General features: G+C 67.6%; 23 protein-coding genes. 9 read left to right on the top strand and 14 right to left on the bottom strand.

The annotated features are described in order from the left end of the window. Window positions 1–17: 17 nt before the first annotated feature. The gene (locus tag DMH03_RS31910; RefSeq protein ID WP_125795701.1) at window positions 18–599 is read left to right on the top strand and encodes a TetR/AcrR family transcriptional regulator; all 582 of its coding nucleotides are present in this window, start codon (window positions 18–20) and stop codon (window positions 597–599) included. Here the strand turns inward: DMH03_RS31910 and DMH03_RS31915 are convergent. The 4 genes from DMH03_RS31915 to DMH03_RS31930 are packed head-to-tail and all read right to left on the bottom strand — an operon-like array spanning window position 583 to window position 2,686. Continuing rightward, complete coding sequence (locus DMH03_RS31915; RefSeq protein WP_125795702.1) at window positions 583–1,044, bottom strand: hypothetical protein; 462 nt, start codon at window positions 1,042–1,044, stop codon at window positions 583–585. The genes DMH03_RS31910 and DMH03_RS31915 overlap by 17 nt on opposite strands. Window positions 1,045–1,087: 43 nt before the next feature. After that, a complete protein-coding gene (locus DMH03_RS31920) occupies window positions 1,088–1,699 on the bottom strand; it encodes a class I SAM-dependent methyltransferase (protein ID WP_125795703.1) in 612 nt (203 codons plus the stop codon). 10 nt (window positions 1,700–1,709) lie between these two features. Beyond that, window positions 1,710–2,351 carry a cation transporter gene (locus DMH03_RS31925; protein ID WP_125795704.1) on the bottom strand — a complete coding sequence of 214 codons (642 nt, stop codon included), beginning with the start codon at window positions 2,349–2,351 and terminating at the stop codon, window positions 1,710–1,712. Then, complete coding sequence (locus DMH03_RS31930; RefSeq protein ID WP_125787652.1) at window positions 2,348–2,686, bottom strand: helix-turn-helix transcriptional regulator; 339 nt, start codon at window positions 2,684–2,686, stop codon at window positions 2,348–2,350. The genes DMH03_RS31925 and DMH03_RS31930 overlap by 4 nt, the downstream gene beginning before the upstream one ends. 456 nt (window positions 2,687–3,142) lie before the next feature. On the opposite strand from DMH03_RS31930, the gene DMH03_RS31935 reads away from it, so the two are divergent. The 4 genes from DMH03_RS31935 to DMH03_RS31950 are packed head-to-tail and all read left to right on the top strand — an operon-like array spanning window position 3,143 to window position 8,037. Continuing rightward, window positions 3,143–4,564, top strand: a complete 1,422-nt coding sequence (locus DMH03_RS31935) for a family 2B encapsulin nanocompartment shell protein (RefSeq protein WP_125795705.1) — start codon at window positions 3,143–3,145, stop codon at window positions 4,562–4,564. After that, window positions 4,561–5,949, top strand: a complete 1,389-nt coding sequence (locus DMH03_RS31940) for a family 2B encapsulin nanocompartment shell protein (protein ID WP_125795706.1) — start codon at window positions 4,561–4,563, stop codon at window positions 5,947–5,949. The genes DMH03_RS31935 and DMH03_RS31940 overlap by 4 nt, the downstream gene beginning before the upstream one ends. A 53-nt stretch (window positions 5,950–6,002) precedes the next feature. Beyond that, window positions 6,003–6,866: a geranyl diphosphate 2-C-methyltransferase gene (locus DMH03_RS31945; RefSeq protein ID WP_125787649.1), complete on the top strand. Its 864-nt coding sequence runs from the start codon at window positions 6,003–6,005 to the stop codon at window positions 6,864–6,866. A gap of 25 nt (window positions 6,867–6,891) precedes the next feature. After that, window positions 6,892–8,037 (top strand): family 2 encapsulin nanocompartment cargo protein terpene cyclase, encoded by a 1,146-nt coding sequence (locus DMH03_RS31950; protein ID WP_125795707.1) that lies wholly within the window; start codon window positions 6,892–6,894, stop codon window positions 8,035–8,037. A gap of 525 nt (window positions 8,038–8,562) precedes the next feature. Here DMH03_RS31950 and ligA read toward each other — a convergent pair. From ligA to DMH03_RS31970, 3 genes are all read right to left on the bottom strand, one after another. After that, a complete protein-coding gene (gene ligA / locus DMH03_RS31955) occupies window positions 8,563–10,554 on the bottom strand; it encodes an NAD-dependent DNA ligase LigA (protein ID WP_125795708.1) in 1,992 nt (663 codons plus the stop codon). Window positions 10,555–10,608: 54 nt separating this feature from the next. Then, the gene (locus tag DMH03_RS31960; protein ID WP_125795709.1) at window positions 10,609–11,706 is read right to left on the bottom strand and encodes a calcium:proton antiporter; all 1,098 of its coding nucleotides are present in this window, start codon (window positions 11,704–11,706) and stop codon (window positions 10,609–10,611) included. Window positions 11,707–12,110: 404 nt separating this feature from the next. After that, window positions 12,111–12,347 (bottom strand): hypothetical protein, encoded by a 237-nt coding sequence (locus DMH03_RS31970; protein WP_125795710.1) that lies wholly within the window; start codon window positions 12,345–12,347, stop codon window positions 12,111–12,113. Window positions 12,348–12,692: 345 nt separating this feature from the next. Between DMH03_RS31970 and DMH03_RS31975 the strand changes: the two genes are divergently transcribed. After that, window positions 12,693–13,124 carry a hypothetical protein gene (locus DMH03_RS31975; RefSeq protein ID WP_233611747.1) on the top strand — a complete coding sequence of 144 codons (432 nt, stop codon included), beginning with the start codon at window positions 12,693–12,695 and terminating at the stop codon, window positions 13,122–13,124. A gap of 54 nt (window positions 13,125–13,178) precedes the next feature. Here DMH03_RS31975 and DMH03_RS31980 read toward each other — a convergent pair whose 3' ends face one another. From DMH03_RS31980 to DMH03_RS31995, 4 genes are all read right to left on the bottom strand, one after another. After that, a complete protein-coding gene (locus tag DMH03_RS31980) occupies window positions 13,179–14,642 on the bottom strand; it encodes a trypsin-like serine protease (RefSeq protein WP_233611748.1) in 1,464 nt (487 codons plus the stop codon). A gap of 127 nt (window positions 14,643–14,769) precedes the next feature. Next, window positions 14,770–15,171 (bottom strand): hypothetical protein, encoded by a 402-nt coding sequence (locus DMH03_RS31985; protein WP_233611749.1) that lies wholly within the window; start codon window positions 15,169–15,171, stop codon window positions 14,770–14,772. A 530-nt stretch (window positions 15,172–15,701) separates the two neighbouring features. After that, window positions 15,702–16,193, bottom strand: coding sequence for a DinB family protein (locus tag DMH03_RS31990; protein ID WP_125795712.1), 492 nt, complete (start codon window positions 16,191–16,193; stop codon window positions 15,702–15,704). Between the two features lie 7 nt (window positions 16,194–16,200). Then, a complete protein-coding gene (locus DMH03_RS31995; protein WP_125795713.1) occupies window positions 16,201–17,241 on the bottom strand; it encodes a DUF2891 domain-containing protein in 1,041 nt (346 codons plus the stop codon). A gap of 93 nt (window positions 17,242–17,334) precedes the next feature. On the opposite strand from DMH03_RS31995, the gene DMH03_RS32000 reads away from it, so the two are divergent. Together DMH03_RS32000 and DMH03_RS32005 are read left to right on the top strand one after the other, a co-directional pair. Continuing rightward, on the top strand, window positions 17,335–18,963 hold the full coding sequence (locus tag DMH03_RS32000) for a Na+/H+ antiporter (RefSeq protein WP_125795714.1): 1,629 nt from the start codon (window positions 17,335–17,337) through the stop codon (window positions 18,961–18,963). A 21-nt stretch (window positions 18,964–18,984) separates the two neighbouring features. Then, window positions 18,985–19,668: a class I SAM-dependent methyltransferase gene (locus tag DMH03_RS32005; protein WP_125795715.1), complete on the top strand. Its 684-nt coding sequence runs from the start codon at window positions 18,985–18,987 to the stop codon at window positions 19,666–19,668. A 13-nt stretch (window positions 19,669–19,681) separates the two neighbouring features. Here the strand turns inward: DMH03_RS32005 and DMH03_RS32010 are convergent, their stop codons facing one another. After that, on the bottom strand, window positions 19,682–20,143 hold the full coding sequence (locus DMH03_RS32010; RefSeq protein ID WP_125795716.1) for a nuclear transport factor 2 family protein: 462 nt from the start codon (window positions 20,141–20,143) through the stop codon (window positions 19,682–19,684). An 88-nt stretch (window positions 20,144–20,231) separates the two neighbouring features. On the opposite strand from DMH03_RS32010, the gene DMH03_RS32015 reads away from it, so the two are divergent. Next, entirely contained in the window at window positions 20,232–20,798 is a 567-nt protein-coding gene (locus DMH03_RS32015; protein WP_125795717.1) for a TetR/AcrR family transcriptional regulator, read from the top strand. Window positions 20,799–20,805: 7 nt separating this feature from the next. On the opposite strand, the gene DMH03_RS32020 is transcribed toward DMH03_RS32015, so the two are convergent. Next, window positions 20,806–21,399 (bottom strand): SMI1/KNR4 family protein, encoded by a 594-nt coding sequence (locus DMH03_RS32020; protein WP_233611750.1) that lies wholly within the window; start codon window positions 21,397–21,399, stop codon window positions 20,806–20,808. 28 nt (window positions 21,400–21,427) lie between these two features. Continuing rightward, on the bottom strand, window positions 21,428–22,177 hold the full coding sequence (gene aztA, locus DMH03_RS32025; RefSeq protein ID WP_125795718.1) for a zinc ABC transporter ATP-binding protein AztA: 750 nt from the start codon (window positions 22,175–22,177) through the stop codon (window positions 21,428–21,430). Window positions 22,178–22,221: the final 44 nt, after the last annotated feature.

Raw genomic sequence — 22,221 nt, forward strand, 5'->3', positions numbered from 1 at the left:
TCTGCTAGCGTCTCCGCATGACCGTGCCGACCGGACGTCGTGAGCGCAAGAAGGCCGCGACCCGCCAGAAGATCGCCGACACCGCCCTCCGGCTCTTCTTGGAACGCGGATACGACGCGGTGGGCATCCGCGAGGTGGCCGCGGAGGCGGACGTCGCCGTCACCACGCTCTTCTCCCACTTCGCCTCGAAAGAGGCCCTGGTGTTCGAGCAGGACGCGGACTTCGAGCAAGGCCTTACGCGCGCGGTCACCGAACGGGCGCCGCACGAGCCGCTCATCCCCGCGTTGCGCCGCGAGATCCACGCGATGGTGCGGCATTGCACGGCGGACGGCGCCGCCCCGATCTGGCGCATGATCGACGGATCGCCGGCGCTGCGGGAGTACGAAGACTCGATGCGGCTGCGCCACGCCGAATCGCTGGCGGCGGCCATCGCGGCCGATCCGGACCTGTCCCGGTCGACGACGGCCTGCCGCACGATCGCGCGGTTCGTGATCGACGCCTATTCGATCGGCAGGGAGGCGGCCGACCCCGAGGCCGCGGTGGGCGAGATCTTCCGGATGATCGAAGCGGCCTGGGAAACCGTCAGCCCTTCGGCATGAGGCAAAGTTCCCTGGCCTGTCCCGACTCGAAGTCGTAGACGACGGGGTTGCCGTACTCGTAACCCGGCACGGACGCACAGTCCGAACCGGACCCGGACAAAAGCTGTGCCATCACCGAGTAATTGGCCGTGCTGTCCGAACAGTGGACCCGGACGGCGCTGGCGCTGAACTTGCCGTTGCTGCCGGCGTCCTCGTCAGCCGAGATGCAGTCTCCGGCCTGCGCGGAGAACGGGTCGGGATCGACCTCGGGGACGCTGCCGCCGGGAGCGCTGCCGCTGGGGGCGCTGCCACCGGTGGTGATCGCCACGGTCACCGCGATCGCCCCGCCGGTGACGACGAGCGCCGCGGCCGCGATCCCGGCGATCAGTCCGGTATTCGGGGCCTTCTTCGGCGGCACGACGGGGTACTGCTGCCAGATGGGTGGCTGTTGCTGAGGGTAGGTCACGTCACCATGATCGGCCGCGCCGATGAAATTCCGATGACACGGCTCATTTGCGGGCGACGAGCCGTTCCACCAGCCCGAGTTTGAACCGCTCCCGGTGCTCCACGACCAGGCCGAGACCGCCGATCTTGTCGAGCGGGCGCCGGAGGAAGTGCTCGCCCGCCATCGGCACGGTGACCCGTTCGGCGAGCCACTGCAGACCGCGCACGGCACGCGACGAACTCGCGATGTGGTCGAGCAGGATGAGCCTGCCACCCGGGCGGATGACCCTGGCCATTTCCCGCAGCGCCTTGCCGTCGTCCGGGATGGCGCACAGCCCGAGCGTGCAGACCACGGTGTCGAACGAATCGGCGTCGAAGGGCAGGTCGTGCGCGTCGGCCCACCGCAACGTCACCGGATGGCCGAGGCGTTCGGCGCGGCCGCGGGCGATGGCGAGCATGCCGTCACTGAGGTCGATGCCGGTGAGCGTGACGCCTTCGGGGTAGAGCGGCAGGTTCAGGCCGGTCCCGACGGCGACTTCGAGGACGTCGCCGGTGGCCTGGCCGCAGGCCCACGCGCGGGAATCGCCGAAGAGCTTGCGGTCCAGGAACTGCATCTCCCGGTCGTAGTTCTCGGATTTGCCGTCCCAGTAACGGTTCCATCGTGCGGGCCGGGTCATGACGCTCCTTTCAGCAGCAGTGCTCGCCACGCCAGGCCTCGCGGCCTTCCTTGATCGCGACCGCGGCGATGACGAGCGCGACCAGCGGATCGGCCCAGTACCAGCCGAAGAGGCTGTTGAGCAGCAACCCGACGAGCAGCACACCGGAAAGATAGGTGCAGAGCAAGGTCTGCTTCGAGTCGGCGACAGCGCTCGCGGAGCCGAGCTCGCGCCCGGCGCGACGCTGGGCGTAGGACAGGAAGGGCATCACGAGCAGCGAGATCGCCGCCAGCACGATGCCGACGGGGGAGTGCTCGGCGTGGTCGGCGCCGAACAGGGTGCGTACCGACTCGACGGCGACGTACGCGGCCAGCGCGAAGAACGACACCGCGATGACCTTGAGCGCGGTGCGTTCGCGGGCTTCGGGGTCCTTGCCGGAGAACTGCCAGGCGACGGCCGTGGCGGACGCGACTTCGATGATCGAGTCCAGGCCGAAGCCGATCAGGGCGGTCGAGGAGGCGATGGTGCCCGCGGAGATGGCGACGATCGCCTCGATGACGTTGTAGGTGATCGTCGCGGCGACCAGGAGCCGGACCCGGCGCGACAGCACGACACGACGATCCGGGTCCACTGTGGACTTCGTGGCGCAGCAGCCGTCCGCGCACGAGCTCATCGGAGCACCTGAAGGGCGGCGTCGTCCACACAGGGCTCGGCGGTGTCGACGGCGAGTACGACCTGGACCAGTTCCCGCAGCGCGCGGGCCAGGTGCGCGTCCGCCAGCGAGTAGCGGACCTGCCTGCCTTCGTAGGTGGCCACGACCAGTCCGCAACCCCGCAGACAGGCGAGGTGGTTCGACACGTTCGAGCGGCTCAAGCCGAGCTCGTCGGCCAGCCTGCCGGGATAACTCACTCCGTCGAGCAGGGCGACCAGGATCCGGCAGCGGTTCGGGTCGGCCAGGGCACGGCCGAGCCGGGCGAGCGCGGCGCCCTGGGTCTCACATGTCAGCACGGACACGACAGTACAGCCACCGCTGACATGTCGGCAAGGGGCTGAACCGTGACACGACGGAGTGTCCGGACGCGACCCTCTGTTTTGTCGCTGTCCGTCAAGTCGCCGCCGAACACGGGCGCGGAAGCGACCCGAAAGAGTTCCGCGCGTCCACTCCAACGGCCGCATCGCGGGTACCTCCGGGAGTTCCGGGGCGGCTTCGCATAACACCTCAGAACAATCGATGGACCGATTGCGTGGCGGCTTTAAAGCGTCGGGTGACGGCGGCAAAAGCGTTACTGCGCAATGGGAAAATCGGCATTCGGGTGGCCTTGCCGCATTACCTGAAAGTGCGCTTGTGCGGGAAAAACACCTTGCTATGTTGATCCTGCGGGGCCGCACTTCGGGGTACGACCGGCACGCCGCGACTTGTGGTTCTTGTTTTGTTCGCACGACTATCGAAGGGTGGACCTTGCTGTGACCGTCACCGAATCGGGCACTGCCGCCGAAGGTGTCCAGGGGCCGGAAAATCCGCAGCTGAGTTTGGGCCGGGCCGCCGCGCGCAACCTGGCGACCACGACCAAATCCGTTCCGCAGATGCAGGGAATTTCGTCCCGCTGGCTGCTGAAGATGCTCGAATGGGTGCAGGTGAACGGCGGCGCCTACCGGGTCAACCGGCGGCTCAATTACGCGGTCGGCGACGGGCGGGTGACCTTCTCGAAGGCCGGCAACCAGGTGAGCGTGATCCCGGCGGAATTGGGAGAACTGAAGCCGCTCAAGGGATACGACGACGAAGAGGTACTCGTCGAACTCGCCGGCCGCTTCGAACAGCAGGAGGTGGCGGCAGGCGACGTACTCGTCGAATTCGGCCACCGGGCCGATCGGGTCTTCCTGATCGCGCACGGCAAGATCACCAAGACCGGCCCCGGCCCGTACGGTGACGAGACCGCGCTCGGCGTGGTCAAGGACGGCGACTACTTCGGCGCGCAGGCCCTCGTCGCCGACGACGGCATCTGGGAGTTCACCGCCAAGGCTGCCACCGCCGGCACGGTGCTCACCTTGGCCCGCCAGGACTTCGAGCGCGTACTGGAACAGTCCGAATCGCTGCAGGCCCAGATCGAGCAGGCGACGCAGGATTCCGGGCGCGCCAACGACTTCGGCGAGGCCGAGATCGACATCTCGTCCGGACACGACGGCGAGCCGCTGCTGCCTGGCACGTTCGTCGACTACGAGACCTCGCCGCGCGAATACGAACTGAGCGTCGCCCAGACCGTGCTCCGCGTCCACAGCCGCGTTTCCGACCTCTACAACCAGCCGATGGACCAGACCGAGCAGCAGTTGCGGCTGACCATCGAGGCGCTGCGCGAGCGCCAAGAGTACGAAATGATCAACAACTCGGACTTCGGCCTGCTCCACAACGCCGACTTCACCCAGCGCATCGCGACACGCACCGGTCCGCCCACTCCGGACGACTTCGACGACCTGCTCGCCTTGGTATGGAAGGAACCCGGCTTCTTCCTCGCGCATCCGCGCACGATCGCCGCGTTCAGCCGCGAGTGCAGCAAACGCGGCATCTACCCGACCGGCGCCGATCTCGGCGGGCACAAGGTGCCGTCGTGGCGCGGGGTCCCGATCCTGCCGTGCAACAAGATCCCGGTGAGCCAGACCAGCACCAGTTCCGTGCTGTTGATGCGCACCGGAGAGAAGAGCCAAGGCGTGGTCGGCCTGCGTCAGATCGGCCTGCCGGACGAATACGAGCCCGGGCTGAACGTCCGGTTCATGGGCATCTCGGAGCAGGCGATCATCTCCTACCTGGTCAGCACCTACTACTCCGCCGCCGTGCTCGTACCGGACGCGCTCGCCGTCCTCGAAGCCGCCGAACTCGGCCGCGAAGGATGACCGCCACGACGCCGGAGGCCGACCGGCGGCTCAGTCTCGGCCCCGCCGCCGCGCGGAACCTGGCGACGACCACCAAGACGCGGCCGCAGATGCAGAGCATCACGCCGCGGTGGCTGCTGAGGATGCTGCCCTGGGTCGAAGCGAACGGTGGCACGTACCGGGTCAACCGGCGGCTGACCTACGCCATCGGTGACGGGCGGGTGACCTTCACCAACGTCGGCACCGAGGTACGGGTCGTCCCGCAGGAACTCGCGGAATTGGCGCTGCTGCGCGGTTTCGACGACGAGGACACCCTCACCGCGCTCGCCGACCGGTTCGTGCAGCACGAGTACCGGCCAGGCGAGACCATCGTCAGCCACGGCTCGCCGCTCGATGAGGTCGTGCTGGTCGCGCACGGCAAGGTCGCCAAGGTGGCGCCGGGTGAGTACGGCACCGAAGCCACCATCGGCAGCATGGCCGACGGTGACCACTTCGGTGACGAAATGCTCGCCGGCATCGACCGGAACTGGCCGTTCACCGTCAAAGCCGTCACCCCGGTCATCGTGCTGACCCTGCGCGCCGAAGACTTCGCCGACCTCAACGGCCGGTCCGAGGCGATGCGCCGCCACGTGCAGGACATGCTGGCGCACAAGGGAAAGCCGCAGAACGCCAAGGGCGAGGCCGAGATCGGGATGTCGTCAGGGCACGACGGCGAGCCGATGTTGCCGGGCACGTTCGTCGACTACGAGATCTCGCCACGCGAGTACGACCTGGCCGTCGCGCAGACGGCGCTGCGGGTGCACACGCGGGTGACCGATCTCTACAACGGGCCGATGGACCAGTTCGACGAGCAGCTCCGGCTGACCGTGTCGGCGCTGCGCGAGCGGCAGGAACACGACCTGATCAACAACCGCGAGTTCGGGCTGCTGCACAACGCCGATCTCAAATCACGGTTCCAGACCAGGTCGGGCCCGCCGACACCGGACGACATAGACGAACTCGTCAGCCGTCGCCGCAAGACGAAGTTCTTCCTCGCCCATCCGCGCACGATCGCCGCGTTCGGCAGGGAATGCACGCGCCGCAGCCTGTATCCGGAAGGCACCACGGTCGACGGCAAGGTGGTCAACGCGTGGCGCGGGGTGCCGATCCTGCCCTGCGACAAGATCCCGATCACCGAAAGCGGCACGTCCTCGATCCTCGCCATGCGGACCGGCGTGGAGGACAACGGCGTGATCGGGCTGCACCAGACCGGCCTTCCCGACGAGTACGAGCCGGGTCTGAACGTGCGCTTCGAGGGCATCAACGAACAGGCCGTCGCCAACTACCTGGTCAGCACCTACTACTCCGCCGCCGTGCTCGTTCCCGACGCGCTCGGCGTCCTGGAAAACGTCGAGGTGGCGCGGTGACGCCCCGGTCGGCCACGACAACGAACAACAACGCTTCAGAAAGGACCTCACACGTGACCATCGCCCGTACCCCCGCTCCCGCAAAGGTGCTGCGCACCGAGTACCAGAAGTCGGTGGCGTCGTACTGGAACAAGGAGAAGGACCCGGTCAACCTGCGTCTTGGCGATGTGGACGGGCTCTATCACCACCATTACGGGATCGGCGAGGTCGACTGGTCGGTGCTGGAAGGCCCCGAGAACACCCGTGACGAGCGGATCATCGCCGAAATGCACCGGCTGGAGACCGCGCAGGCGGACGTCCTGCTCGATCACCTCGGCGACGTCAAACCGGACGACCGGCTCCTCGACGCCGGCTGCGGGCGCGGCGGGTCCAGCATCATGGCCAACGCACGGTTCGGCTGCCACGTCGACGGGATCTCGATCTCGGAGAAGCAGGTCGAGTTCGCCAATCACCAGGCGGACATCAGGGGTGTCGCCGACCGGGTGCGCTACCACTTCCGGAACATGCTCGACACCGGCTTCGAAACCGGTTCGCGCAAGGCGATCTGGAACAACGAAAGCACGATGTACGTGGACCTTCACGAGCTCTTCGCCGAGCACGCGCGACAGCTGGAGTTCGGCGGGCGCTACGTCACCATCACCGGCTGCTACAACGACGTGACCGGTGGCCGGTCCAAGGCCGTCGCGCAGATCGACCAGCACTACACCTGCAACATCCATCCGCGCAGCCAGTACTTCAAGGCCATGACGGCCAACGACCTGGTGCCGATCTCGGTGGTGGACCTGACGCCGGACACGATCCCGTACTGGGAACTGCGGGCGAAGTCTTCGGTGGCGACCGGGATCGAGGGCCCGTTCCTGGACGCCTATCGCGAAGGCAGTTTCCACTACCTGCTGATCGCCGCGGACCGCGTCTGATCCCGCGAGACCATCGGAGTAAGCGATGACCGAACAGGGTGCGCTCGCCACACTACTGGCCGGTCCGAGCGGACTGGGCACGTCAGCCGCTCGGCTGGCGGCCCGGCTGACCGCTGTTCCCCCGGTGGCGGTGGAGGAAACTCCGCCGCCACCGGAGGAACCCGCTCTCGACCCGTCGTACGCGTACCGGCCGTGGGGCGACGGGTCCGCGCCGCCGTTGTACTGCCCCGTCACCGAACGCATCAACGATCCGCTCGCCGAGGAGGTCGACAGACGGCTGGTCCTGTGGGCGGGGGAGTGCGGGTTCGGCGAGGAGGAATGCGAGCAGATCGGGAAGGCGGGTTTCGGCAGGCTCGTCATGCTCGCCCACCCGGACTGCGAGGATCCCGACAAACTGCTGATCTCCGCGAGGCTCAACGCCGCCTGGTGGGCGGCCGACGACCTCTACGCCGACGACACCTCGCTCGGTGCCGTACCCGCGGAGCTGCCGCCGAAGCTCGCGCTCGCGATGGCGGCCATGGACCCGGTGCCGTCACTGGGCGAATTCAGCCGCGACCTCGACGAAACGCTGCGAAACGACCGGGTCCTGGTGGCCCTCAACTCGGGGACGGACTTCCTGCGGCAAGCCGGGACCGCCGCACAGGTCAACCGTGTCTGCTATTCGACCTTCGCGATGTTCGTGAGTTGGAGCGCCTACGCGGCATGGCGCCACAGCGGGAAATACCCGCCCGCCTGGGAGTACCTCGCGGCCCGGCAGCACGACAGCTTCTACACGTCGATGACGCTGATCGACGTCCTCGGCGGCTACGAACTGACGTCGAACCTCTACTACGACCCGCGGGTCCGTGAGGCGGCGATCCAAGCGGGCACGGCTGCCGTGCTGGTCAACGACGTGCACTCGGTCGCCAAGGACCTTGAGGACGAGTCGCCGCCCTGTAACGCGGTCCTGCTGATCGCCGACGACCGGAAATGCTCGATCGAAGAGGCCACGGCGATCACCGTCGAACTGCACAACGACGTCGTCCGGGACTTCCAAGCGGCGCACGAGAAGCTGAGCGCCGTGCCTTCCCTTGAACTGCAACGGTTTCTGCGTGGGTTGCGGGGCTGGATGGGCGGCGGTTTCGAATGGCACTCGACGAGTCCGCGGTACCGGACGAAGCCTGCGGGGTGACGAGACTTGACCGGCTCGGTGCCAGTGTCCTTGTCCGCCCGAGTACATGAAGGACCCCTTCCTTGCGCCTGGCGCAGTGAAGGGGTCCTTCATGTACTCGGCAAGGGGTGAAGGTCGAGTTTCCTCGGCTGAGCCGAGGGAAGGGGGCCTTCACGCGCCACTATTGTGGCTGCTGGTGCCTGTGGGGCGAACGTGGCGATGGCCAAGTCCGTGAAGGCCTCCTTGAGGGACCCAGAGTCCCTCAAGGAGGCCTTCACGGACCCGGGCTTGGCACCAACCGCAGCCGGAACCACGTAGGTACCTAAGCCGCCTCTGGCTCTAACCGTCTTTACTACTCACGAGACTTGACCGGCTCGGTGCCAGTGACCTTGCCGCCCGAGTACATGAAGGACCCCTTCCTGTACCTAGGCGCAAGGAAGGGGGCCTTCATGTACTCGGGAAGGTTTCCTCGGCTGAGCCGAGGAAAGGAGTCCTTCACGGACTGCGAGGCCGGTTCTACCGTCCTTGCCAGTCACGAGGCCTTGGCTAAACGACGCCCGCCTCGATCAACTGCTGCCAGATCACGCCCTGGTCCACGACCTCGACTTCGAGCTTTTCGGCCTTCGTCAGTTTGCTCGCTCCGACGTCGGCGCCGGTGATGAGCAGGTCCGTGTTCGCCGAGACCGACGACGCGATGGTCGCGCCCGCCTTTTCACACAACCGCTGGAACGTCGGGCGCGGCACCTTCTCGCCGGAACGGGGGTCGCTGATCGATCCGGTGACCACGACCGTCTTGCCTGCCAGCGGCGCGCCGGCCGCGACGACCGGCGGAAGGTCCTCTTCGCGTACGTCCAGCGAGACGTCGGCCTCCCGCAGCCGCTCGAGTTCGGGGCGCAGCCGGGTGAGGTGCTCGATCAGGGACGCGGCGACCTTCGGGCCGATGTCCTCCACGGCGACGAGACCTTCTTCGCCCGCGTCGGCGACGTCTTCCAGAGAACCGAATCCCGCCCGGCACAGCCGCGCGGCGGTGCCTTCGGAGGCCATCGGGATCGCCAGCCCGATCAGCGCCCGGCGCAGGCCGACGGCGCGGCTCTTGTCGATGGACTCGATCATGCGCGTCGCGGAGATCTCGCCGATGCGGTCGAACTCCAGCAGTGTTTCCTTCGTGAGCCGGTAGAAGTCCGACGGGTGTTCGAGAATCCCGGCCTCGGCGAGCCGCTCGATCCAGACCCCGCCGATCGCGTCGATGTCCGCTGCGGCACGCGACGCCCAGTGGATCAGCCGCCGGACGGTCTGTGCGGGGCAGGCGACGTTGGTGCAGAACAGCTCGCGGCTGTTGCCCTGTTCGGTCAGCGGTTCTTCGCACGACGGGCACACCGACGGCGGCACGATCTCCCGCTCCTCGCCCGTGCGCTTGGTGGCGTCGAGGACGCCCGCCACGAACGGGATCACGTCGCCGGCGCGGCGCACCAGCACGGTGTCGCCGATCTTGATGCCGCGGGCGCGGATGACCTCCTGGTTGGCCAGTGTCGCCCGGGTGACGGTGGTCCCGCCGACGAACACCGGCTCCAGCCACGCGACGGGGGCGATCTTGCCGGTCTTGCCGACATCCCAGACCACGTCGGCGAGCACCGTGGTCTTCTCCTCGGCGGCGAATTTGAACGCCAGCGCGCCGCGCGGTGAGCTGGACCGGGTTCCGGCGGCCGCGTAGGCGTCGCGATCGGCCAGGCGCAGCACGGCACCGTCGAGGTCGTAGTCGAGGTCGTTGCGCTGCTGCTCGATGGTCGTGATGACGGCCTGCGCCGACTCGGCGTCTTCGCAGTGCCGCATGTCGGCGGCGGCGAACCCGAGCGTCCTCAGCGCGCCGTCGAGATCGGTTTCCGCGCTGTCGGGTTCGGTGGAGAGGTCGAAGGCGAAGAACTGGAGTCGCCGCTCGGCGACGGTGGCCGGATCCTTGGCGCGCAGTGTTCCGGCGGCGGCGTTCCGCGGGTTGATCAGCGGTTTGTCCGGGTGGACCTTGTTGTAGGCGGCGAAAGTGGAGCGCAGCATGACGGCCTCGCCGCGGACCTCGACCCGGCCCGGCGCGTCGACCTTGTCCGGGACGCCGTCGGTCAGCGCCCGCACCAGCATGGTCACGTCGTCACCGGTGGTCCCGTCACCTCGGGTGACCGCCCTGGCGAGCCGCCCGTTCTCGTACACCAGGGCCAGCGACAGGCCGTCGAGTTTGGGCATGACGACCACCGACTGCCCAGGGAAGCGGGTGAAGAACGCCGCGACCTGCTCGGGTTTGGTCGCCTTCTCCAGCGACAACATCGGGCGCGAGTGCCGGATGGGCGCGTGCAGGATGGCGGGCGCGCCGACCTGGTCGAGCGGGTTCGGATCCGGGGTCAGCTCGGGGTTGGCCTCGATGAGGCCGCGCAATTCGTCTTCGATCGCGTCGTAGTCGGCGTCGGCCACCTTCGGCGAGCCCCGGTAGTAGGCGTCGCGAAGGACGACGATCTGATCGGCGAGTTCTTGGATGCGGTCCCGAGCGTTCACCGGGCAGAGATTACCCGCGACCACCGACAGAACACCGTCCGAAGAGGACTCGTGTCACGGATTGATGGCGAGGACCAGGAACGAGGCCAGCAGGACCAGGTGCACCCCGCCCTGCAGCCGGGTCGCGCGGCCGGGGACGACGGTGAGCACGCTGACCGCGATCGTCAGCGCCAGCAGCACGATGTGGGTCGCACCGAGGCCCAGCATCAACGGCCCGTCCAGCCAGATCGACGCCAGCGCGATGGTCGGGATGGTGAGCCCGATGCTCGCGATCGCCGAACCGTAGGCGAGGTTGAGGCTGGTCTGCATCCGGTCGCGCCGGGCGGCCCGGGACGCGGCCAGGGTCTCCGGCAGCAGGACCAGCATGGCGATCACGACGCCGACGAACGACTGCGGGAAGCCCGCCGCCCTGACCCCCGCTTCGATCGCCGGTGACTCGACCTTCGCCAGTCCGACGACGGCGACCAGCGCCACTAGCAGCAACCCGAGGCTGGCCAGCGCCGCCTTGGAGGTCGGCGGTTCGGCGTGTTCCTCCTCCTTGACAGAACCCTCGCTGTCGACCGGTAGGAAGAAGTCACGGTGACGCACGGTCTGGGTGAGCACGAAAAGGCCGTAGAGCAGCAGTGAGGCGACAGCGGCGAAGGTCAGCTGCGTGCCGTTGAAGGCCGGGCCGGGAGTGCTGGTGGTGAAGGTCGGCAGCACGAGGCTGACGGTGGCGAGCGTCGCCACGGTGGCGAGCGCACCGCCGCTGCCCTCGGGGTTGAAATGCGTCTCGCCGGTGCGGCGAGCGCCGACCATGAGCGAGATGCCGGCGATGCCGTTCATCGTGATCATGACCGCGGCGAACACGGTGTCACGGGCCAGCGTGCTCGCCTCGGGGCCGCCGGAGGACATCATCGTCACGATCAGCGCGACTTCGATGACCGTGACCGCGATCGCCAGCACCAGCGAGCCGAAGGGTTCGCCGACGCGATGCGCGACCACTTCGGCGTGGTGGACCGCTGCCAGCACGGTCCCGCCGAGCGCCAGCGCGACGACGACCACCGGCACCGGGCCCAGCTCGCGGCCCCAGCTCAGCGCCAGGACGACTATGGCGAGGACCGGCATGACGGTGGTCCAGGACACGGGGAATCGTCTGCGTGAAGCGGCCATGTCGTCACCTTCGCACACTCAGCGTGACATCGCCGTTCCATGGGGGGAGCGGGGTGATGAAGTTCCTAATGGGTGGTGTCGTCTGTGAAAAGCCTGTTCAGGAGACCGCACGCCACATTCACGCCTCATTCACGCTCTGGTCCGGCACGACGCTGCCCGGGATCGTTGATCGGGTGAACCGCCACCGATCCACTTCTCGGGCGCCGGAGGTCCCCGCGCCGATCGAAGGGGTCAAGAAGCAGGATGTGGTCGCGCCATCGTCGCGAAGCGAGCACTTGACGCGACGGAATCCCCATGGACGGGGCGGGCGCTAGCTCGCACCGACTCCACCCAGGACGGTGTCGACGAGCAGATCCGCTGCACGCGGAGCGGCCATGTCCTCCTTCGAGGCGAGCTCAAGACCGTCAGGGGATCCTGACGGTGATCCGCTGGTCGGCGGCCACGATCCGCTGGAGCCGGAATCGGCAGAGGGTGTGGAACATCTCGCCCAGTTCCTCGGGGTCGATACGTCCTTCGAGGTCGCGCTTGCTCGCGTTGAGCACCCGGCTGATCATGGTCGAGGGCACCCGGCCACCGAATTCGCCCGTCAGCCAGACACCGATTTCGCCGATCTCGTCCATGATCGTGCGCTGCGCGGTCATCAGCCGTACCCCTCTGCGTCGGAGTCCCGCCGGGATTGCCCCGGCGACACTCCGACGTGCGACCGAAACCCCCATGACGGGAAACCCGCGAGATTGCTCTGCTCGGTCTAACGCCGGTCGGTTGCACGGAACCGTGCAGCGGGCCCGGGAGATCTCCGGGGAAACCCCGATGTGATCGACATCCGGGTGTGTCAGCCTCGATGGTGACCATTGTGGACAGTCGGAAAGGAGAGTTCACGCGTAGTGGCCCCAGCAAGGGATGAACAAGTCGAGCAGTGGACAGCGGAGTTGACGGCCCTCAGTGAGCTGTATCGGTCAGCGGAGACCGCGGGCTCCACGGAGGCGGTGTCACACGCCGGATGGCACACCGGCGCGCGACTCTGGGCGGGCAGCGCGAACGGGCGGCTGCTGGCCTACAACGATTCGGGCGCCGAGGCGGAGTGCGTCTTCCGGGAGGGAGAGAGCACGCTGTTCAACATCATGAGCAGAGGGTACGGAAGTGACACCGCCGAGCGCGGATTCGCGGTCTGGAGCAGCAGGCCGGGCGTGCTCGGAGCGATCGACGCCGGGGTGAGCCGCCTGGAGGTCGCCGATGCGGACGGCGCCGTCGTCGGAGCCGACATCGTGGCCCATACCTTCGCGGTGGACGTCGACCTGGGGCCGGTGCCCCAGACGGTCGACGAAGTGTTCGCGCCGTGGGAGCCGCCGGAGTTGACGGTCCGGGTGTACGGCGAGGGTGACTCGTTGCGATACGAAGGTCCGTTGCTGACGTCCTGAGAGATCACGTGAAGGCCCCCTTCATCGCGAAGGGGGCCTTCACGTACTCGGAGATCAGCCGTTCGGAGTGGTGATCACCGTGAACTTCGATCCCTGGCTCGCGATCCGCTCGCTGAGATCGGTGGTGATCGTCTCGATCGGTGCGTAGTTGTTCAGCTCACCGGCCTGGCAGGGGCCCGACCGGGACTGCTGGTTGCCGACCAGGATGCCCAGTGCGGCGTGATCAGCCTGGCTGAACAGCGGTCCGCCGCTGTCACCGGGACGGGCGCACAGGTCGGTGTTGATGCCGACGTCCGTGGACAGGACACGACCGCAGCGGGTCCCGACCAGGTAGCCGGCGCCCGCGCCGCTGTCGACGGAATCGGGGTAGTTCACCGCGCTCGACGCGGTCCCCGAGGCGCAGACGACCCAGCCCGCCTTGATGTCGGCGAGTTTGTGCGCGCCGGTGATGTACTCGTCGACCGAGGTGGCCTGCGTGCCGCACGGGGTGTCACCGTTGCTGTCCATGCCGCCGTTGCGGCAGTACTTCAGCACCCGGTTGCGGCCGGTCTGGCCTTCGAGCCAGTTCGTCGCCGCCGCGTCGTTGACGTACGGCAGGGCCGCGTAGTCGTACGGGTACGAGCTCTTCTCGATGCCGTGCTGCTGCAGCACGTCGTTGCCGTTGTGCTGAGTCGGTGTGTTGTTGGTCTTCGTCCGCATGCAGTGTCCCGCGGTCAGCACCCAGCCCTTGCCGGGGAAACCGCCGCCGGTGGACCGCAGGTTGAAGCCGCTGGTGCAGCCGCCCCAGGTGCCGTTGTCCCGCTTCATGTCCAGCCGGATGCCGCCGCGCATCGGGCCGTAACCGGTGCAGTAGAGCGGATGGCAGAAACCCAAGTCAACGTTCGGCGTGGAGAGCGCGTTCGGATTCGCCAGCACGCGTGAGACGACCATGCCGGATTCCGCCGCCGCGGCCGTGCGAGCCGTGTTCACTTCGGCGGTCACGGCGCGCATGGCCGCCTTCTCCTGCGCTACCCAGCCGCGTTCCCACAGTACGACCCGGTTCTCGGACTCGCTCACCGCTGGAAGGTAGACGGCCTCCGGCCCTGCGCCGACCTTCGCGGCGACACGTTCCTTCGCCGCCGTGAGCTGCTGCAACGAGTGTTGGACCCGTTGTGTGCGAACGCCGGAACGGGCGGGCATCGCCCGCAGATACGGTTCGGCGGCCGCGGGCTCGGTCATCGCCACGACCAGCTGCCCCTTGGCCTGGTCGAGCCACATGCCACCGTACTCGGCGCCGCGATCGCGGCGCAGCAGCTCGTCCAGCTTGACGCCGTCGGTCTGCAATTCCAGACGGCGTACCGCCTCCTGCTCGTCGACCTGGTAGTTCTCGACCAGGTATCGCACCGACTCCCGCACCGAAGCGGGGTCGAGTGTGGTGTGGAACGACTGCACGGTGCCTGCCGACGCCGGGCTGCTCAGTGCCGTGGCCGCTGCCAGCACCGAAACGGCCAGGGCCCCCAGTCTTCTAGCTGTCCGCACGAGATCTCCTCACATGTCGGGACTTCGCGATCATTCAACCGGAGGTCGCCGGACAGATGTGGAGAATTTCCGACTATGCCCGAAGCCCCGTGCCGGCGATGCGACCGGCACGGGGCGTGGGTTCGGGCTACAGACTCGGCTCCCGCCGGTGTTTCCCTTGGCGGGCTTTGACGATCCAGGCGCCGAAGAGAGTCAGGAGACCGACGAACGTCCCTGCCGAAGCGCCGATCTCCGGCGTGCTGATCTTGACGACGCCGACGACGATCCCGCCGCCGATCGCCAGCAGGAGACACATCCGCAGCGTCGGCGCCCAGCCGGCGAGAACCGTCATCGCCAGGCAGAGCCAGCTGTCCCTGGTCTGCTCCTTGCGGTGGCGGCCAGGGCTCCTCAGGAGAGGCCGAGCCGCGCGGAGCATTTCCGCGGAGGTGGCGACCCGCCGGGCCGGCTTTTCGACGTGCTCGATGACGACTTTGACCCGTCGGGGCGGACCGTTGTCTGGTGTCTTCGCGTTATCAGGCTGTATGGTCACGGCTGTCCTGTCCTTGTTCTAGCGAGCGGGCGAATGGACATCCGCGTGGCCTCCTGTTACAGCAGGGGGCCACGCGTGCGTTACCGGTTCTTTACCGGTGCGGCTGAGAACATCTTGGCGAAAGCGGACTGTGACCGTTCAGTCGTACAGCGTGTGTCGCGCTGAACGGTATGCACGCGTCGCTCAACGGTCTGGGTGACCCCGAAAACTACTAAAAGTAGCGGGTGACGCCGAATGGCCCAGCGCCGTCGAGAGGCTTCGACGGCCCGGCGACTTGCCTTTCCGGTGTCGAGCCAGGTCACGGCGCGATCGGCCGCCGAGCTGATCTTCGCAGGTGGAGTACCGAATATTCGTCGTTGTGCGCGACGACTTCGCACTATGCAGAATGCTGATCGCAAAAGCGGCTTACGGCCAATTTCAGCCAAACCCGAGCATCCGTGCTCACGGTGGGTTCACTCGATCGGTCGCCCCGCCACCCGTTGTGACCTCACTCGGCTCACCAACAGCGAGTGACTGGTCTGACCGGGTGGTCACCCCTCGGAAAGGATCTGTTCGCGGAGGATGTCGCCGTGCCCGGCGTGCCGCGCGAAATCCTCGATCAAGAGCAAATGGACGAACCGCAGGCTCACGTCGCCGGCGCGGGGATGCGTCTTGATCTCGTCGAGGTCGAAGTCCGCGGCGATCACGCGGGAGCGCGCACTGGCGCGCTCGAACTCGGCGATGACCCCGGCCAGCGTCTCGTGGTCCCCGACGACGAAACTGGCGTCGCCCGGCGTCGTGCCACCGTCACATTCGTTCTCGGGCACGCCGCCGAGGACGTGGTGGAACCAGATCCGTTCGGCGACCGCGGCGTGTTTGAGCAGACCGATCGGCGTGGTCATGGACGCGACGAGCCGCCGTCGGGAGTCGGCTTCCGACAGGCCGCGCACCGCATTGACCAGTTCGGCCCGGTTGCGGTCCAGCATGGCTTCGAGCAGCCGGCGTTCGGCGCCGATGGTGATTCGCGGAAACGACCAGGTCATCGCAGGCTCAACCGAGCAGCAGGAGTGCGTAGTAGGCCAGGAAGTGTTCGACCATGTAGGCACCGCCGGTGGTCTGTGAAAGCGAGGCATGGGTGTGCGCGTGCGTGGTCCCGAGTATGGCGGGGATCCGGCCGTCACCCTCGGGGAGGGTGTGCGCGAGACGCTGCCAGCACCAGGCGCGATGCAGATTGAGGCCGTGCAGGTGGGCGAGCTGCCCGTCGGAAGGATCGGTCACGGTCGCCGGGGTGAAAAGTGACGAGGGCTTCCGCTCGGCGATGCCGGGAAGGAACCTGTCCAGCCATTCGGCGAATTCGGCCGCGGGCAGCAGACGGGACATGAGTTCGGCTTCGGCGAGGGCGGGGGACAGGAAATCGGCTCCGGACGGTTCCCAGGCACCCGGGTAGTCCTGGTCGGATCCGAACCAGCGCCAGGCGGTCTCGACGATGACGTCACGCAGTCGCGAGTCGCCCTGCTCGGCGAGGTGACAGGCGTAGGGCAGGGCGCGGGACAACCCGAACGCGCCGTTGTCGTGCACCCCGTACCGGATCGGGTACGTGGTGCGCGGCAGCCAGCCGAGGTAGCGGGTCACGAAGACCGTGTTCAACTCTTTCAACGCGGCTGACCAGCGTGCGGCATCCGGGTCGTCCCAGGTGGCGGTCTCGAAAGCGAGTTCCAGCAGCGCGGACCAGCCGTACGGACGTTGGGTGGTGCGGTGTTCCTCGGGGGCGAAGAACGCGACCTCACCCGCGAGTGCGTCGATGGTCAGGTGTTCGTTGAGGCATTCGCGGATGTCCTCGGCCGGTACGAGTTCGGCGTGGTGGCGCAGCAGGCGCACGAGCACCCAGAACATTTCCACACAGGAGTGCCAGTCGAAACTGCCGTAGAAGCACGGATGCGACTGGCGCGGGGAAAGGATGGGTACGCCCTCGACGTGCCAGTGGCTCTCGTGGTGCGGGTACTCGCGCACGACATTCGACAGTGCAGTCCCGGCGAACGCGCCGGCATTGGCCTTCAGTAGCCGGTCTCGCTCGACGTCCCATTCGGTCATGGGCCTGCTCCTGGGTCTCGTGAGTGGTAAGTGGCGTTCTAACGACACTTACCACTCACGACCTCCGTTTTTCCGTCAGGTAGAACAAGGGGCATGCTGGGTGCAATCGGGTTCGTGCTGGTCATGCTGGGCGTCATCGTCGTGGTGAGCGCGATCAGCCACCGGATCGGCTTGCCGGATCCGGTGTTGCTGACCGTCGTCGGGCTCGTCTATGCCCTGCTCCCTGGGCCTAATCTGCACTTGGAACCGGAGTTCGTCCTCGACGTCATCCTTCCGCCGTTGCTGTACAACGCCGCGCTCGGTTCGAGTCTGCTGGCGATCCGCAGCAAGTTGCGCTCGGTCGTCAGTCTCTCGGTCTTGTTGGTGCTGGCGACGGCGTTCGCGGTCGGCGGGTTGCTGACCTGGCTCGTCCCGGTGATCCCGCTCGCGGCCGCGATCGCGCTCGGTGCGGCGGTGGCGCCGCCGGATCCGGTGGCGGCGCTGGCCGTCGGTCGCCGGGTCGGGCTGCCCGCGAAGCTGTCGACCCTGATCGAGGGCGAGGGGCTGCTCAACGACGCGACGGCGCTGACGGTCTACAAGATGGCGCTCGCCGTCGCGGTCGGCGGCAGTTTCTCGTTCGGGCTCGCGACCGGCGAATTCGCCTTGGCCACGATCGGTGGCCTGCTGGTCGGTGTGGTCGTGGCGTTCCTGGTGCGGTTGTCCCGCCGCGTCCTGGCGGATCCCCTGTCGGCGAACGCGGTGTCGCTGGCGACGCCGTTCACCGCCTACGTGCTCGGCGAGACCATCCACGGTTCGGGTGTCCTGGCCGTCGTGGTGGCCGGGTTGATCGTCGGACATCAGACGCCCCGCCTCCAGACGGGAGCGAGCAGATTGCAGACGGGCGCGGTGTGGAGCCTGGTCAACTACCTGCTCGAAGGATTCGTCTTCCTGCTCATCGGCCAGCAGTTGCCGGCCGTCATCGCCGGGCTCGGTGGCTACCCGGTCGGCTCGGTGGTCTTGACCGCGGTGGTCACCGTGGGCGCGGTCTTGCTGGTTCGGCCGTTGTGGCTGGTACTGACCCAGCTCTTCCCTCGGCGGCTGCACGCCCGGCTCGGCAGCGCGGACGAAACGGGGGAGGCGGCGGAGCGGGCGCTGACGGGCAAGGAGATCGCGGGGCTGAGCTGGGCGGGCACCCGAGGGGTGATCACGCTCGCGGCCGCGTTCGCGATCCCGGTCGTGACCGCGGACGGCAGTCCGTTCCCCGCGCGCGATCTGCTGCTGTTCTCGGCGTTCCTGGTGGTCTTGGTGACGCTCGTGGGCCAGGGGGTGACTTTCGGGCCGCTCCTGAAGCGGCTCGGCCTGCGCGCCGACGTCCAGGATCAGGCCCGGCTGCGTAACCAGGCACGCAGCGCCGCTGTGGACGCGGCGCTCGCTCGTCTGGACCAGCTCGTCGAAGAGGACGACGTGCCGGACGAGGCGGTGGCGGCGCTGCGCAAGAACCTCCAAAGCCGTCAGCGACGCTACCGGGCGCGGCTGGCCTACCTCGAGGACAACCCGCTCACGCCCCGGGCTCCGGGATACGAGGCGGCCGTCCGCGCCCGGCACAGCATCATCGAGGCGCAGCGGGAAGAACTCCTCCGCTGGCGTGACGCCGGCCGGTTGCCCGACGCCAGCCTGCGGATCCTGCAAACCGAACTCGACCACGAGGAGAACGCGCTGATGCCGTCTTCCGGCAAATCGTGAGAATCGATCTACCATGCAGGGGTGGACGAACGACCGATCACCACGGCGCAGCGCAACTTCCAGCGGGTCGCCGAAGAGCTCGAAAGCATGGGGACCCAGGATCGTTTCACCTACATTTTCCGCTCTCGGTTGTGGAGTTCCTCGTCGGTCTCCGGGCCCGGTTCCGAGTCGGTCCAGACGCGGGAACTGAGCGACCGGCTGCCCGGCCTCCTCGATCGTTTCGGGGTGCGCACCCTGCTCGATCTCCCGTGCGGGGACTACGGCTGGCTCAGTGAAGTGGACCTCGACCTCGACCGGTACATCGGCGCCGACATCGTCCCCGACCTGATCGAGATGAACGCCGCACGGTTCCGCGACGATCCGGTCCACGAGTTCCGGGTGCTCGATCTGACCGGTGATCCGCTGCCGTCGGCCGACCTCGTCCTGTGCCGGGATTGCTTGGTGCACTTGAGTTTCGCCGATATCGAGCGGGCGCTGCGCAACCTCAGGCGAAGCGGCTCCCGGTACTTGCTGACCACGACCTTCACCGAACTGAGCACCAACACCGACATCGCGACGGGCGACTGGCGGCCGCTGAACCTGTGCCGGGAACCGTTCGGGTTCCCGGAGCCGCTGGCCGTGCTGGTCGAAGGGTGTACCGAAGAGGGCGGGTCCTACGCCGACAAGTCCTTGGGATTGTGGGAGATCGCCGCGATCGTGGACTGATCGGCGAGGTGCCTCACCGGAGCGGGAAGTCGGCTCCGTGTTCTTCCTCCGGGCGCGGGCCGCGGATGCGCCGCTCGCTCTCGGAGATGGCCACGTCGTTGATGCTCGCCTCACGACGGCTCATGAGCCCGTGCTCGTCGAACTCCCACAGTTCGTTGCCGTAGCTGCGCCACGACTGACCGGCGTGGTCATGCCATTCGTACTGGAACCGGACGGCGATCCGGTCGTCGGTGAACGCCCAGAGGTTCTTGCGCAGCGCGTAGTCCAGTTCCCGCTCCCACTTCGCGGTCAGGAACGTGACGATCTCCTCGCGGCCGCGGACGAACGTGTCCCGGTTCCGCCAGACGGAGTCCGGCGTGTACGCCGACGCGACCCGGCGGGGATCGCGGGTGTTCCAGCCGTCTTCGGCCGCTTGGACCTTCCTCAGTGCCGTCTCCCGCGTGAACGGCGGGTAGGGCGGGCGATCTTCCGGCATCTTCGGCCTCCTCAGGTTGAGAACGTGCGTTCTCCACGTCTGGCGCCTACGATAGGGAACGACCGTTCTCAACGTCAAGGGAGTCCCGATGCCGGCCGCCGTCACCGACGAGCAGAACCGCGTGGACCGCGAAGCCCTGCTCGACGCCGCAGAGAAACTCTTCTACGAGAACGGCATCCAGGCGGTCGGCATGGACCAGCTCCGCGCTGCGTCCGGCCTTTCGCTGAAGCGGATCTACCGGTTCTTCGAAGCCAAGGACGACCTCGTGGTGGCGATGCTCAAACGTCGTGATCAGCGGTGGCGGGGCAGCTTGGCCGCCCACGTGGAGCGGATCCAGGACCCCCGCGAGCGGGTGCTGTCGATCTTCGACTGGCTCGCCGTCTGGTTCGCCGAACCCGGTTTCCGCGGTTGCGCCTGGATCAACGCTCACGGCGAGGTCGGCCCGACCTCCGATGCGGTCCTTGCCGAGGTGCGAGCACACAAACAGGCGTTCCACGAGCAGATCGAGACCTGGGTGCTGGCCGCGGGGTCGGCCATGGCCGAGCCGGTGTACCTGCTCGCCGAGGGGGCGATCGTGACGGCGGGCATCAGCGGTGACCCGGCTCCGGCCCGGCGGGCGCGTGAGGCCGTCGCGGCGTTGCTCGGGAGCCCCTGATCGCCGATCAAGGCCAGCTGAGCTCGCCTTCGCTGATGTCGGGATGCCGTTCCCGATAAGGCAGTTCACGGTCGTGGACGTAGTTGTCGAGTCGCTCGGCGATCTCGTCGAGGATCTCGGTGACGCTCGCCCAGTCGGACGGGTAGATCCCGTCGCTGGCGTACCACTCCATCACGCAACCGTGGTACTCGCCCGGCCGGAGATCGACGCACAGCAGGCCTCCGTCGATGGCCCGGCCGATGGGGAGAATGGCTGCACAGAAAGGGAATCCGTCCTGTCCGGCCTGCTTGCGGTGCGTTCCTTCGGCGGTGCAGCAGTCCGGGTCGGGATACTGCGACTGCCTGGCGTACTCGTCCTCGGCTCGCGCCACCGACAGAGGAAGGTAGCCCTTCGGAATCAGGTATCCAGCGCCGCGGACGCGCTGGTCGTCGACGCCGTCCATGAGGGCCCACCAGGCGAGCAGTTCGGGTGGGAGTTCGAGGCCGACGCGGTCGCGCAGGCGTTCGACGTGCGCGGCCGGCGCCGGGGGCCGGATCTCCCGCGCGGTGACCGGTGCGTGCTCGGACAACAAGGCCATCATGCGCCGCCACGTCTCTTTCACCGGTGCCCCCTTCGCTCGGCGGACCACCCTAGCGAGAATCGGCGGCCTTCGGCGCGAAAGCGGGTGAGTGGATGCGGGTCGGCAGGCCCCACGCTTCCGCCACGCGCTCCGGGGTCAGCACCGAAGCCGGCGCGCCTTCGCCGACGAGGCGGCCGTCCTGCAGCAGCAGGCAGTGATCGGCCCGGCCCGCCACCTCGAGGTCGTGCGTGACACGCAGGATCGTCGTGCCCTCGGCGAGGGTGGCACGCAGGGCTTCGTCGATCAGGCCGCGGGCGTGCAGATCGAGACCGGCCGATGGCTCGTCGAGCAGCAGCAGTCCGGCTTGCTGGGCCAGCCCCTGCGCCACCAGCGCCCGTTGCCGCTGCCCGCCGGAGAGGGAGCCGATCAACCGGTCCGCGATCGACGTGATCTCCAGCCGCTCCAAGCACTCTCCGACGATCTGACGGTCCACCTTGGACAGTCGCCGCCAGTGACCGCGGTGCGCCCAGCGGCCCATCGTCACGGTGGCGCGCACGGTGATCGGCAGCGATCGTGACACCTCGCTCTGCTGGGTCACATAAGCGACGCGCCCCGGATCCCGCCGGGTCACCGAACCGGTGGTCGGCGGCAGGACACCCGCGACGAGGTTGAGCAGCGACGACTTGCCCGCGCCGTTCGCGCCGGCGATCGCGGTGAGCCGGGCCGACGGCACCAGAGCCGTGATCCCGCGCAGCACTTCGCGGGGCCCGTAGTGCGCGTGCGCGCGGTCGATCGTGAGTGCCGTTGTGTCCGGGGTCATCCCACCCTCTTTCAGATAATGACAATCATTACCACTATAGTGTG

The sequence above is a fragment of the Amycolatopsis sp. WAC 01376 genome (genome assembly GCF_003947415.1).
Lineage (GTDB): Bacteria > Actinomycetota > Actinomycetes > Mycobacteriales > Pseudonocardiaceae > Amycolatopsis.